Here is a 12,841-nt window from a genome sequence, read left to right as displayed (position 1 = left end):
ACCTCCATCTCTTCACGCTTATTATATATTAAAATTAAAAATATTTCGATTATCTAAATATCATCTTGTAAATATAATAGCAGCATCGGCAGCTTAGGAAGCTGATTAGCCTTATCAAATGAAACACGGTCAATCTCACTTGGTATAACTGCAAGACAGCGCTCGATAAATTCATTTACTTCCTCAAGATTCACTCCCCAATAAAACGGCCGATATTTTTGAATATACTGTCTAGCTGCTTCCATCATCATTCTGGCCCCTTTCACATTGCCGTAGCTGTAGTGATAAAGAGCGACCGTCATTTGCAGCATTCCTTTTAAAAAATAATTTTCTTTATCAGTCATCCAAATTTCTTCAAGCAAATCATGGCAAGTGTAATAATCTCCTTCGTTAAACTTGATAAAAAATTCATAGTACTCAAGCGGGTAATTCTCCAAAGAAATCTCCCCCTTTTTCCCATCATAACAAACAAGGAAATAAAACAGAACATGTAGAATACAGTACATAAGTTGAAACTTCTTATAAAAAACCGAGGAGGATACAATGCGGATTATTTCGATTTGTCCGAGCAATACAGAACTTCTTGAGTATTTAGGAATGACGGAACATTTAGTCGCGGTTGATGATTTTTCTGATTGGCCACTAACCATTCAGCACCTACCTCGTGTTGGTCCTGATTTAGACGTTAACATGGATTTGGTCGAACAATTAAATCCTGATATTGTGCTTGCCTCTCTTAGTGTTCCAGGGATGGAAAAAAATGTGGCACAATTAAAAAAAAGAAACATTCCTCATCTCGTTTCAAATCCTAATTCTTTGGACGAAATTGCAAATGATTTACTCACATTAGGAAATGCTTTACATGTAAAGGATAAAGCCCAAACAATCATTCAAAAGTTTTATACTTTTATTGACGAGTACAAACAGTTATCGAATAAAATTGAGCAAAAAGCACGACTTTATTGGGAATGGTGGCCCAAACCTGTTTTTACTCCAGGAAAAAAGAACTGGTTAACAGAAATTAGTTTGCTTGCTGGAGGGGTAAATATTTTTGCTGATTTGGAGCAAGCCAATGTGCAAACCGACTGGAAGGAAGTAAAAGCGCGAAATCCGGAACATATTTGTCTTGCATGGGTAGGCGTACGAACGGATAAAATCCATCCAGACATCGTACGTAAAAGGCCGCAATGGTGCGAGATAGAAGCAGTCAAAGAAGACCGAATTTATGTTCTTGAAGAAGCATTATATTGCCGCCCCTCACCTCGCCTATTGCTCGGACTAAAAAAGCTAGCAGCTATTTTACATCCTAACGTTTTTCCATTATACGATGAAAAGGATGCACTTTTGGAGAATTAAAATAGGGACTTGACCTAAAAGGAAAGTGTCAGACCCACAACTACAATATATAGTTCTGATACTGTGTATTGTGCGTGAGGTCAGACACTTATAAGTCAGTCCCTATCTCAGCTTTTAGCTTTTAAATATTGTTGACGAAATACTTGCATCGTCTCATTTTCATTTAGCTTTACTAACTCTTGCTCTGAAAGCGTTCCATCACCTTTTTTTACCACATATACATCAACCGTCTTTTTACCCCAATATTTATATACGTCTTCCACAGTATCGTAATATAAGTCAATTCGGTTCCCTTTGATCGCACTTCCCGTGTCAGCAACAACCCCATATCCATAACCAGGAATAAACAAGATTGTCCCAACCGGGAACACATTTAAATCGGCCGCAATGGTTGAATATAAATCTCTTTTTACTTTTACTCCTGAATACGTAATTCCGTATTGAGGATGGTCTGGTGTTTTTCCAGTAGATTCAACTCCTGCTGTATAACCGGTTGCAATGACCGTTTTTGCCGGGTATTTTGACCAATCAAACGCCTCTTCAAGACGAATAGAGCCATTAAAAGTTTGTTTGGATGAAATTTGTGTTTGTATGCGCTTTTGTCGTTGTAACTCTTTATAGTCTAACGATATGCGTTTTTCCATATTATCATTATTATTATTATCATTATTATTGTCACCAAAGAAATGATAACTATAAAACCAATTAGAAAGTATTTTTGCCTCTACCCCAGAAATAGATTGAAAGGTAGTTAATAGTGCAAAAAGAAATAAAATAGATATTGTTATTCGTCTTACAGCTTTCTTGAATCTATTCATCTTCTCACTCCTCTCACAGTTGTATTTATTTCCAAAATAAAAAAGAAATATACATATTAAGAGGAGCAAGAAAGACAAACATTGTTCCTTCATAAAAAAAGAGGCTGACCAAACAAGTGTCAGACCTCACCATCATCATAATAGGACATAACAATAGATAAAAACACTATATATTGTAAGTTACCTGGGAGGTCAGACACTGATGGGACAGCCCTTTAAAACATCTGATATCCTTTAGCTCGTAAAGCACGAATGGCAATACCGGCGCATATTGCTCCAAACAAACCGCTGCTTAAAATCATAATATCAGCAGGAGCCAAAGATAAAATCCGTTCTTTCAAGGCACCGAAAGAAGTAACGGGATCAGTAAAATATTGAATAAACTTTACATCATCAATGATAAATATAAATACGATTGGACTTAATATTGCCATAATCCACGACATTCGAAGCAACATATTCAACAAAAAGCCAATGCCGAAAAACAGTACAAAAAATAACAACATCGATATAACTAAAACGGGTATACTCATTTCCATCCCTAATCACCTCCAGTACATCATTCTTAAGTGTACTGAATCGTGAAAAGGGAGTCAATGAATTACAATGCTATTGTTTATCTTTAACAGCAGTACCTTTTCCAGAGCAACTGTAACAAGTTTCAGAACCACCTAAAATTAACTGTACATATCCGTTTCCTGAACAATAAGGACATACTGTTTGATTGGTTTGTGTCATTTTTCATCCATCCCTTCGTTATTTTCTTAATTTTCTGATAATATAACAAAATTTTTAGCAAAAAGGAAAGAGAGAAATTAAGCTGTTTACACCAATGTAAACGGATACATTGATGATATACTCCCAATTTCTTTATCTTTTGTAATTTTTCGAATTTTTAAAACAAAAGTGTGTTTTGTATATCTGAACTTATTTTCAAGATTTATTTGGTAATAAGGTGTTAACATCGAATTTTGACAACCATTTCTGCAACAGCTAACTATATTTTGCCCCATTTCTCGTTCATATTAATCATCCGATTCCTCTTTTTCTTTCTATTGTAAAACAAAAAAGGCAAAAGCAGGAGGAATCATCTCCTGCTTTTGCCTTTTGTTTTATTCATTATTATTAAAGGAAATTGAATTTACCTTTTTTCATCACTAATGACGGACCACCGATTAAGTATAACGCGCGGTTGTCAACCATTTTCTTCATGAAGCTCGCTTTTGAGCCCCATACTTTCTTACCGAATACAACACCGATTGCATCATCATGACCAAGAGAGCAAACCGTACCTTTAATATCCGGCTTAAATGGTTGTAACTCACCTTGCTGGCGGATAAGAACAGCAAGGTTCTTCGCACAAACTTCACCTTGTTGCATTGCAATTTGTGCAGTTGGTGGGTATGGACGGTTCGTTTCTTCGTTAATGATTAATGAACAGTCACCAACAATAAATACATTCTCATAGCCTGGCGCACGTAAGAATGGGTCCACTTTTACGCGTCCGCGCATTGCTTCAAATCCTGATTCATCAATCACATGGCTGCCGCGCACACCTGCTGCCCAAACAACAGTACCAGCTTTAATTTCTTCTACTTCATCGCCTTTAGCAACGATGATGCCTTCTGGAGTACACTCTTTAATCGCTGTTCCAATTTTGAATTCGACACCTTTGCGCTCTAATAAGTTCACCGCATACTCCACTAGCTCTGGGTCAAAGCCAGGAAGAGCAGTTGGAGCGGCTTCAACGCAAATAATGCGCACTTTATGCGGGTCAACATCATACTCACGGCAAAGCTCTGGAACACGGTTCACTAATTCTCCAAGGAATTCGATACCAGTGAAGCCTGCACCACCAACAACGATTGTTAAACGCTCATCACGTTTTTCTTCTTCTGTGTTATAAGTCGCAAATTGATACTCAATGTGCTCGCGAATTTGACGTGCTGCATTTACGTTTGCGATTGAGAAAGCATATTCTTTTAAGCCTTTAATACCGAATGTTTCTGACTCAAATCCAAGTGCCACAACTAAGTAATCGTAAGTTAATTCACCGTTTTCTAAAATAACGCGATTTTCCTCTGGAACAACTTTTACTACTGTGTCTTTAACAAAGTTTACTTTGCTGCGATCAATTACATCGGCAATCGGATAGCGAACGCGATCATGATGCAATGTACCAGCAGATGCTTCATGTAACCATGTTGATTCATAGTGATAGTCGTTTTTGTTTACGAGCGTAATGTTCGCTTCATTGACGCCTACCATTTTTTGCAGGCGTACTGTTGTCATTAAACCACCATAACCAGCACCTAAAATAACAACATTTGGCTTTTTCAACCGAATCACTTCCACCCTTTTTAGTTTTTTGCAGCTTTAATTAGCTATATTGTACCGCTTCGTAAAAAATTTTATCGAAAAAAGTTTGTGAATTAATTCACGATGTACTACACAAAAAAATTATACATTTGTAAAAATGTTGTCACAAAATCTTAACAATCTCTCCACTAAATCATATTATTCGTTTTCCTGACAATTTTCAAGTGATTTTTATGTTTTTTCCCCTTGTTTTTTCTTTGCTCCACCGCCTGTTTTAAAACCTCAAATATAAGCCTGTTCAAAGCGTTAGTTGAATATGATAAAATGAATATGTGCTAACTATCGTGCATGAATTGAGTGATGAGAAAGCAAAAATGATGATATAGCTTTATAACCATGCTGGCTCATCAGACAATTGATATTTAGGGGGAATTGTTGTGAAAGAAGATCAAAAAGTATACGATATCACCATTATCGGTGGCGGTCCAACGGGGTTATTTGCTGCTTTTTATGGCGGTATGCGTCAAGCGAGCGTGAAAATCATTGAAAGTCTTCCACAGCTAGGCGGACAACTTTCTGCGCTTTATCCGGAAAAATACATATATGACGTTGCTGGATTCCCAAAAATCCGCGCTCAAGAGTTAATTGATAACCTAAAAGAGCAAATGGCCAAATTCAATCCTACTGTTTGCTTAGAACAGTCTGTGGAAAAGCTTGAGAAACTCGAAGATGGTACATTCAAGCTTACTACGAACAAAGAAATTCACTATTCAAAAACAGTGATTATTACCGCTGGAAACGGTGCTTTCCAACCACGCCGCTTAGAGCTTGAAAACGCGATGCAATACGAAGGAAAAAATCTTCATTACTTTATCGATGATTTAAATAAATTTGCCGGCAAAAAAGTGCTTGTTTGCGGCGGTGGAGACTCTGCGGTAGACTGGGCATTAATGCTTGAACCGATTGCAGAAAAAGTAACCATCGTTCATCGTCGCGATAAATTCCGTGCTCATGAACACAGCGTTGAAAACTTAATGAAATCAAAAGTAGAAGTAAAAACTCCATTTGTGCCTGTAGAATTAATTGGCGATGAAAACAGCATTAAACAAGTCGTATTGGAAGAAGTAAAAGCGGGAACAAAAGAAACAATTGATGTTGATGCAGTCATTGTAAACTACGGCTTTATTTCTTCTCTCGGACCAATTAAAGAATGGGGATTAGAAATCGAAAAGAACTCGATTAAAGTCAACTCGAAAATGGAAACGAACATTCTGGGCATCTATGCCGCTGGAGACATTTGCACATATGAAGGAAAAGTAAAATTAATTGCTTGCGGTTTTGGAGAAGCACCGATAGCAGTTAACAACGCGAAAGCATACATCGATCCAAACGCAAAAGTACAACCGTTGCATTCAACATCCATGTTCTAATAAGAAAAGCGGAGGCGCCGCGGTTAGCTCTCGAAGCCAAATGTTCTTCACCCGCAGAAGTGCTTGTCACTTCGAGGGGGAAGGTTATTTGGCACAGAGAGCTAGGCGCTGAAGCTAGACAACAAGAAAAGCGGAGGCTGCTTGCTTATCCCCGACACGCTCTGGAGGATCCGCGAGGAGGCTGTTGCCGCCACAGCGGAGCCGAAGCGTCGGAAGGGGATAGCCGCCAGAGCTAGACAACCAAGAAAAGCGGAACAACGATCTCTCATATTAGAAAACGAGTTGGTGGTGCCCAACTCGTTTTTTTATTCTTACCATTCCTCCGGCGTACCTGCATCGTCGCTGTTCTAAACGATGAACCGCAGCTGCAGGAAGCGATGGCGTTCGAATTATTAATCGCGAACCCCGCGCTATGTTTACTGGAGATTGAAATACAATAATATCAACGTTTTAACCCGCTTGTGTGGGGTTATTTTTCGCTTTAAGGATTGTTTTAAACGTTCTAACTTACCTCATTCAATAATACCCAAAGCCGAAGCTATGTACATATAGAGGAAAATAGAAAAAGCCGCAGTTCTACCTTAAGGCAAGCCCGTTAGTTTTTTCACCATAAACCACTGAATCTCATTTGACTCCGTATTTTGCCCATAAGTAACCCACTTTTATTCTCCGTACCTTCCATTTATCACAGGTATTCCCATCTTTACTTTCCTTCAAAGATATAAAAACTAAGGATGTAAAAATAATACCTTAGGAGGCGTTACAATTGATAAAGAAAATAACTGGCTTTCTCGTAGCTTCTGCCCTAGTAATGGGACTTACAGCGTGTAACACAATGGATACAAACCGTAATGACAATGATGATAATGAAAACATGAATATTTCAGCTTGTTATACATCAATACCAAGTAACAAATATCCTCATACAAGAGCGATATTAATCCAAGATGCAAAGTACCAATTTGTTCAGGTGGACCCTAAACAAGCAGCTGAGTTGCAAGCAAGGCTTCAGCAAGAATTGAATCAGCAAAGAAGACAATATGCACTACCACCAAATCAAACACAAACGCCAACACAACAGCAACAAACTCAACCTAAACAACAGACACCAACTCAGCAACAACAGGCTCAGGTTCCCACAGGGATCAGTCAATATGCCCAACAAGTAATTGAATTAACGAACAAAGAAAGAGCTCGAGCAGGTCTCCCCGCTTTAAAAGCGGATGCTCAACTAAGTGCTGTAGCTCAGAAGAAATCACAGGATATGCAACAAAACCATTATTTCTCACATACAAGTCCGACGTATGGTTCTCCTTTTGATATGATGAGGGACTTTGGTGTTACTTACAAAACAGCGGGTGAAAACATTGCTCAAGGTCAACGTACTCCACAAGAGGTTGTTACAGCTTGGATGAATAGCCCTGGTCACAGAGCAAACATTTTGAATCAACAGTTTACTCACATTGGAGTAGGTTTTGAGCAAGCTGGAAACCACTGGACACAAATGTTTATCGGTAAATAATAAATGGATATTCAAACAGGGAGTCTAATATTCGGCTCCCTTTTTGAACCCATATACAAATAAGTACGGTTATTTCCCCCTTCTGAATCGAATCCCTAAACGCGTTGTACATGGCGGCAAACTCAATGTGATGGTTGAGCCTGTCCGAAAGCAAGCCCGTTATTTAAACGTAATGATCGTTTACGTAGTCCCTCTACTCGTTTCCGAGTGATTACCAAATCGAGAGCTTGGCCTAGCGTCAATTTCGGGTATTGCCCGCTTTCTTTCGCTTTAAAGCCAAATAAAAAACCTCCTTACCGACGAAATTCGATGTTTCATCGGTAAGAAGGCCGTTATTCACAATCCTATTCCCACTCATTTTACGGTCGTTCATATGCTCGTACACGCGGATTCTCTAGCGTGATTATCAACCCCGTCGAGGCTATCCGTTTATGTTTGCAATAGATTGAACGAAATAATATCCCGCCTCTAAAAACGTTGATAGATCGCGTTTAACACTCCTCCGGCGTACCTGCATTTGTCGCTGTTCTGAACGATGAACCGCAGCCGCAGGAAGCGATGGCGTTCGGATTATTGATCGTGAACCCCCCGCCCATTAATGATTGCTTATAATCAATAACCGTTCCTTTTAAAATCGGTGCACTTTCTTTATCAATTAAAATTTTAATACCATGTTGTTCGAATTCATGATCATCCTCGTTACGTTCATGCTCAAAGCCCATGCCATATGTTAAGCCGCTGCAACCACCGCCTTTTACACCAACGCGGAGATATGCACCTTCTTCCTCATTTTCTTTCATCATATCTTTAATTTGTAAAGCTGCTACTTCCGTAAGAGTAATAATTTCACTCACAATTTTCCCTCCTTTATCTCCTTGTTGTTAGTATATCTTTTTCAAGCTAATCTGCTCAAATATTATGTTTAATAATAATAAACTCCTGTACAAATAGTTTCCGCTGGCCCTGTCATTAATACATTTCCTTCATCTGTCCATGTAATATATAAATCACCGCCAGCAAGATGAACGACCGTCTCTTTATTTCTCGCTGTCTTTCCGTTTAGCACTGACGCGACTACTGCCGCACACGCTCCTGTTCCACACGCCTGTGTAACGCCAGAGCCGCGCTCCCAAACGCGAAAATGAAGCTCATGATCATTGACGACCTCAACAAATTCAACATTAATACCTTCCGGGAAGCGAGTGTCTTTTTCGACAATTGGTCCAAGCGTCGTCACCGGAGCTTGCTCAATATCATCGACGTAAAATACAGCGTGCGGATTCCCCATAGAAACGCCTGTCATTTCATACCATTCTTCACGAAATTGTATTGGCTCCGCGACAACTTGTTCGGCTTCTTCCCCAACCATTGGAATTTCGCTCCGCTTCAAACGTGGACGTCCCATATCAATTGTTACTTTTGTCACTACATCGTTTTCGACAAACACTTCTGCTTTTACAAGTCCTGACAATGTTTCAATAAAAAACGATGTTTCTTTCACTAATTGATGCTCGTACGCATACTTCGCCACGCAGCGTAACCCGTTGCCGCAATTTTTTCCTTCTGAGCCATCACTATTGAAAATGCGCATTTTCACAGGGGCTACTTCTGATGGACAAATTAAAATCATTCCATCAGCGCCAATTCCGGTGTTAACGTTAGAAACTCGAACAGCTAACTCTGACAGCATTTTCTCTGGGATATTCTCTTCAAATAAATTCACATATATATAGCTATTGCCTAATCCATGCATTTTTGTGAATGAAAAGCTCCGCATTTTTTCCTCCTAGATGAATCATTTTTTAAGTTAAGTATAAAGTGTAGAAGATTAGGAAACAATGAAAATATCCCCCGTTTTTTCACATACATCTAAAAGGGGCTGACCCATAAGTACTGACCTCACACGAAATCCATCATATATCGTGTTCTCACGTTATTTACTATATGGTGGTTGTGGGGTCTGACACTTTGCTTTCGGGTCAGCCCTTTTTTCTTAGGAAAATAGATAGGAATATACGAACAAATCTATATAATATAGTTCTATCATCACACATTTGACGTTATAATCGTGGTATACAATATAGGATGTTATTCTTATTAGCGAGAGGAAGGAGTTACAATGAAACATTTAGAACCACTCTATGACCGAAAGATAAAATGCTTAGTCTGTAAAAACGTTTATACAACAAAAAAAATTCGCTCTCGCTTTATCCGAGCTATTCAGCATGATACCGACTTTTGTTCTTATTATCATCCCGAAGAACTGAACCCTTTGTTTTATTATGTTAGTGTCTGCCCTCATTGCGGATTTTCAGCAACAGAAGAATTTTCTACGTATTTTCCACCTTCTACTCTTGAAACAATTCAAAAGAAAATATGTGAGCCATGGTCCGGCTTTGATTACGGTGGTCAACGCACATTTCAAGAAGCCGTTAACACATATAAGCTTGGTATTTATTCAGCTACACTAAAACGCGAAAAACATATTGCGATGGCAGGATTGTATATGCGTCTGGCTTGGTTATACCGCACATATCAAATCATAGACCAAGAAGAACGCTTTATGAGACTGGCATTGCAGGAATATATCTCTTCCTATAGCGAAGAGGACTTTATCTATACGCATATGTCGGAAGTTCGTCTTCTTTACTTAATTGGTGAACTGAACAGAAGACTTGGCAATGATAAAGAAGCTATTTTGTACTTTTCTAAAGTAATCGCTAAAAGGAAAGAAACAATTGAAAGAAGAATTGCTGAAATGGCATATGAACGTTGGCAGGAAATTCGTGAACAACAGAAGCTTGTACAAAACAGGGGCTGACCCATAAGTGTCTGACCTCACACCCAATCCATCATATACCGTGTTCTTATCGAGTGTTGGATACTATATATTTTGGTTGCGGGGGTTGACACTTTACTTTACGGTCAGCCTCGTTTTTTAGCTAAAACATCGGATTTTCATCTAAATATTTATAAATATTTTTCACTAAATCATCAGGAGTTTCCCCAGTAACAATCTCCCCATTCACCATCGCATATAATGTCTGTGCACATTTTCCGCAATACCCTAAACATCCATATTCAAGGATATCTAAATTCGGGTCTTTTTCTAATATTTCTAAAGCCTTCTGAGCCCCGTTGGCTAAATTGCTAATACAAAATTCAATCATCGGCTTAATCATTTTGTTTGCTCACCTCACTACTGTTTATCATCGTATCCATTTCTGTTTAAAACGTCAATTTTTATGTTTTTTCGACACAATTAGAGATTTGTGTTATCATTTTTCGAAAAATTGTTGTTATTTTGTCACAATTTAGCTATACTTTTAGTGTCATTTTGTACACGTTTTTTTGGATATACTGCTTGATGAAAAGAAGAAAAAAGGGGAATCCTGCCATGAGAAACCTCGTTCTGCTCGGCGGGGGGTACGGAAACATGAGAATTTTGCTCCGCCTTCTGCCAAACAACGTACCTGAGAACGTTCACATCACACTTGTTGACCGTGTACCTTATCATTGTTTAAAAACGGAATATTATGCACTTGCAGCTGGAACAATTAGCGACCATCACATTCGCGTTCCATTTCCTGAACATCCTCGCTTGACACATGTCTTTGGTGAAGTAGTAAAAATTGATTTAGAAAATAAAAGTGTTATTTTAAGCGACGAAACGGTCATTCATTATGACGAACTTGTGATCGGCTTAGGATGTGAAGACAAGTATCATAATGTTCCCGGCGCCGAAGAGTTTACGCACAGCATTCAATCGATTGATAAATCAAGGGCAACTTATCAAAAATTAAATAATTTACCGCCCGGTTCAATCGTTGGAGTTGTCGGTGCAGGTTTAAGCGGTGTAGAGCTCGCAAGTGAATTAGTTGAAAGTCGACCGGATCTACACATTAAGCTATTCGACCGTGGACAACGAATTTTATCCATGTTCCCAGAGCGGCTCAGCAACTATGTAGAAAACTGGTTCCATTCTCACGGTGTTGAAATTGTTCGTCAATCTAACATTACAAAAGTTGAAGAAAATGTGCTGTATAACCATGATGAACCGATTCATTGTGACGCGATTGTTTGGACAGCGGGCGTTCAGCCAAATAAAGTTGTGCGCGAACTGGATGTCGAAAAAGATGGGCAAGGCCGTGTTGTGCTAACAAATCAACATAATATCCCAGGCTATGAAAATGTATATGTTGTTGGCGACTGTGCGAGCTTACCGCATGCTCCAAGCGCTCAACTCGCTGAGGGACAAGCGGAACAAATCGTTCAAGTACTGCAGAAGCGTTGGAGAGGCGAAGAACCGCCTAGTGAGTTTCCACCAATTAAATTAAAAGGGATACTCGGCTCTCTTGGAAAAAAACATGGCTTCGGACTTGTCGCTGATCGTCCTTTAATCGGAAGAGTACCACGCCTGCTCAAGTCAGGTGTGCTTTGGATGTATAAATACCATAACGGTCATTGAGAAAAGCAGTCGCGAACGCTGAACACGGTAAAACATTGTTCTTCTGTGTATAGTTGCAAAGCTGCTCATTCAAACTGTTGACACATTCAAGGCAGAACTTAGCGAAAAAGGGGCTGCCCCATAAGTGTCTGACTTCACTCGCATTCCACAATATGTAGGATATTTCGCCTGTTCTACGTACCATTGTGTTGCGGAGGTTGACACTTTGTTTTCGGGTCAGCCTCTTTTTCATCACTGGGCTTTATAACCGTATTTCTCCATTTCTGCATACACATCTTTTAACTTTGGATTTCCTTCGCCGACAATGGTTCCTTCCACTAATACAACAGGATAAAATAAATCTTCCTCAATCACTCTTGCCGCAAACGCTTTCTTTTCTGCATCATTTGGCGGATTAAAAATGTCAATATAAGAAATAGAAAACGGTTGATTGGGATACTTGCGCTTAATGGCCGCTTCTAACCATTCATATGTCTCTTTAGAAGAGGGTAAATTGACACAGGAAGGGCATACTACTTCTGCGCCATATACACATATTTCTACAGGTTTGAATATCATGTTTTGTCACCATTCCTCTCAGCGCTGAAAAATGAAATCATATAAACTATGTCAATAGATTTTTTTCTTTATCCTGATTATAATAAAGTTAAAGAAAGGAGTCGATAAGAATGTCTGATCAAGATATTAAACAACAAGTACAAGAAGTTTTAGATAAACTTCGTCCATTTTTACTCCGCGATGGCGGTGACTGCGAATTAGTCGATGTGGAAGACGGCGTAGTAAAATTGCGCTTGCTTGGTGCATGCGGCAGCTGCCCAAGTTCAACCATTACATTAAAAGCTGGTATCGAACGTGCACTTTTAGAAGAAGTGCCTGGCGTTGTCGAAGTAGAACAAGTGTTTTAATCTCTGAACGCCGAAACAAAATA

15 protein-coding genes and 1 pseudogene are annotated in these 12,841 nt (G+C 39.1%); 6 read left to right on the top strand and 10 right to left on the bottom strand.

The window, feature by feature from the left end; genetic code table 11:
• Positions 1-53: 53 nt before the first annotated feature.
• On the bottom strand, positions 54-437 hold the full coding sequence (locus tag HNQ85_RS08580) for a DUF309 domain-containing protein (RefSeq protein ID WP_181537319.1): 384 nt from the start codon (positions 435-437) through the stop codon (positions 54-56).
• Positions 438-543: 106 nt separating this feature from the next.
• On the opposite strand from HNQ85_RS08580, the gene HNQ85_RS08575 reads away from it, so the two are divergent.
• A complete protein-coding gene (locus HNQ85_RS08575; protein WP_181537318.1) occupies positions 544-1,356 on the top strand; it encodes a cobalamin-binding protein in 813 nt (270 codons plus the stop codon).
• A 107-nt stretch (positions 1,357-1,463) separates the two neighbouring features.
• On the opposite strand, the gene HNQ85_RS08570 is transcribed toward HNQ85_RS08575, so the two are convergent.
• The 4 genes from HNQ85_RS08570 to HNQ85_RS08555 all read right to left on the bottom strand — a co-directional run bounded on the left by HNQ85_RS08570 (position 1,464) and on the right by HNQ85_RS08555 (position 4,523).
• The gene (locus HNQ85_RS08570) at positions 1,464-2,174 is read right to left on the bottom strand and encodes a 3D domain-containing protein (protein ID WP_181537317.1); all 711 of its coding nucleotides are present in this window, start codon (positions 2,172-2,174) and stop codon (positions 1,464-1,466) included.
• A gap of 215 nt (positions 2,175-2,389) precedes the next feature.
• A complete protein-coding gene (locus HNQ85_RS08565; RefSeq protein WP_181537316.1) occupies positions 2,390-2,713 on the bottom strand; it encodes a YuiB family protein in 324 nt (107 codons plus the stop codon).
• 70 nt (positions 2,714-2,783) lie between these two features.
• A complete protein-coding gene (locus HNQ85_RS08560; RefSeq protein WP_181537315.1) occupies positions 2,784-2,912 on the bottom strand; it encodes a YuiA family protein in 129 nt (42 codons plus the stop codon).
• A gap of 387 nt (positions 2,913-3,299) precedes the next feature.
• Entirely contained in the window at positions 3,300-4,523 is a 1,224-nt protein-coding gene (locus tag HNQ85_RS08555; RefSeq protein ID WP_181537314.1) for an FAD-dependent oxidoreductase, read from the bottom strand.
• A gap of 407 nt (positions 4,524-4,930) precedes the next feature.
• Between HNQ85_RS08555 and yumC the strand changes: the two genes are divergently transcribed.
• Entirely contained in the window at positions 4,931-5,923 is a 993-nt protein-coding gene (gene yumC / locus HNQ85_RS08550) for a ferredoxin--NADP reductase 2 (protein ID WP_181537313.1), read from the top strand.
• A gap of 311 nt (positions 5,924-6,234) precedes the next feature.
• On the opposite strand, the pseudogene HNQ85_RS08545 reads toward yumC, so the two are convergent.
• Positions 6,235-6,329, bottom strand: a pseudogene (locus HNQ85_RS08545) (iron-sulfur cluster assembly accessory protein); the annotation flags it as partial.
• A 360-nt stretch (positions 6,330-6,689) separates the two neighbouring features.
• Here HNQ85_RS08545 and HNQ85_RS08540 point away from each other — a divergent pair.
• A complete protein-coding gene (locus HNQ85_RS08540; RefSeq protein ID WP_181537312.1) occupies positions 6,690-7,445 on the top strand; it encodes a CAP domain-containing protein in 756 nt (251 codons plus the stop codon).
• A gap of 491 nt (positions 7,446-7,936) precedes the next feature.
• On the opposite strand, the gene HNQ85_RS08535 is transcribed toward HNQ85_RS08540, so the two are convergent.
• Positions 7,937-8,299 carry an iron-sulfur cluster assembly accessory protein gene (locus HNQ85_RS08535; protein ID WP_181537311.1) on the bottom strand — a complete coding sequence of 121 codons (363 nt, stop codon included), beginning with the start codon at positions 8,297-8,299 and terminating at the stop codon, positions 7,937-7,939.
• Between the two features lie 68 nt (positions 8,300-8,367).
• Positions 8,368-9,222, bottom strand: a complete 855-nt coding sequence (dapF, locus tag HNQ85_RS08530) for a diaminopimelate epimerase (protein ID WP_181537310.1) — start codon at positions 9,220-9,222, stop codon at positions 8,368-8,370.
• A 342-nt stretch (positions 9,223-9,564) separates the two neighbouring features.
• Between dapF and HNQ85_RS08525 the strand changes: the two genes are divergently transcribed.
• Complete coding sequence (locus HNQ85_RS08525; RefSeq protein ID WP_181537309.1) at positions 9,565-10,266, top strand: DUF2225 domain-containing protein; 702 nt, start codon at positions 9,565-9,567, stop codon at positions 10,264-10,266.
• A gap of 121 nt (positions 10,267-10,387) precedes the next feature.
• Here the strand turns inward: HNQ85_RS08525 and HNQ85_RS08520 are convergent, their stop codons facing one another.
• Positions 10,388-10,627 (bottom strand): YuzB family protein, encoded by a 240-nt coding sequence (locus tag HNQ85_RS08520; protein ID WP_181537308.1) that lies wholly within the window; start codon positions 10,625-10,627, stop codon positions 10,388-10,390.
• 215 nt (positions 10,628-10,842) lie between these two features.
• Between HNQ85_RS08520 and HNQ85_RS08515 the strand changes: the two genes are divergently transcribed.
• Positions 10,843-11,913, top strand: coding sequence for an NAD(P)/FAD-dependent oxidoreductase (locus tag HNQ85_RS08515; RefSeq protein ID WP_181537307.1), 1,071 nt, complete (start codon positions 10,843-10,845; stop codon positions 11,911-11,913).
• Positions 11,914-12,144: 231 nt separating this feature from the next.
• Here HNQ85_RS08515 and HNQ85_RS08510 read toward each other — a convergent pair whose 3' ends face one another.
• Positions 12,145-12,471, bottom strand: coding sequence for a YuzD family protein (locus HNQ85_RS08510; RefSeq protein WP_181537306.1), 327 nt, complete (start codon positions 12,469-12,471; stop codon positions 12,145-12,147).
• 110 nt (positions 12,472-12,581) lie between these two features.
• Here HNQ85_RS08510 and HNQ85_RS08505 point away from each other — a divergent pair, with 110 nt between their 5' ends.
• Entirely contained in the window at positions 12,582-12,818 is a 237-nt protein-coding gene (locus tag HNQ85_RS08505; protein ID WP_044748558.1) for a NifU family protein, read from the top strand.
• Positions 12,819-12,841: the final 23 nt, after the last annotated feature.

Origin of the sequence: [Anoxybacillus] calidus (assembly GCF_013760845.1) — a bacterium.
Classification (GTDB): domain Bacteria; phylum Bacillota; class Bacilli; order Bacillales; family Anoxybacillaceae; genus Paranoxybacillus; species Paranoxybacillus calidus.
Note: the sequence above shows the minus strand (reverse complement) of the source record. Positions and strands in the feature narration are given on the sequence as shown.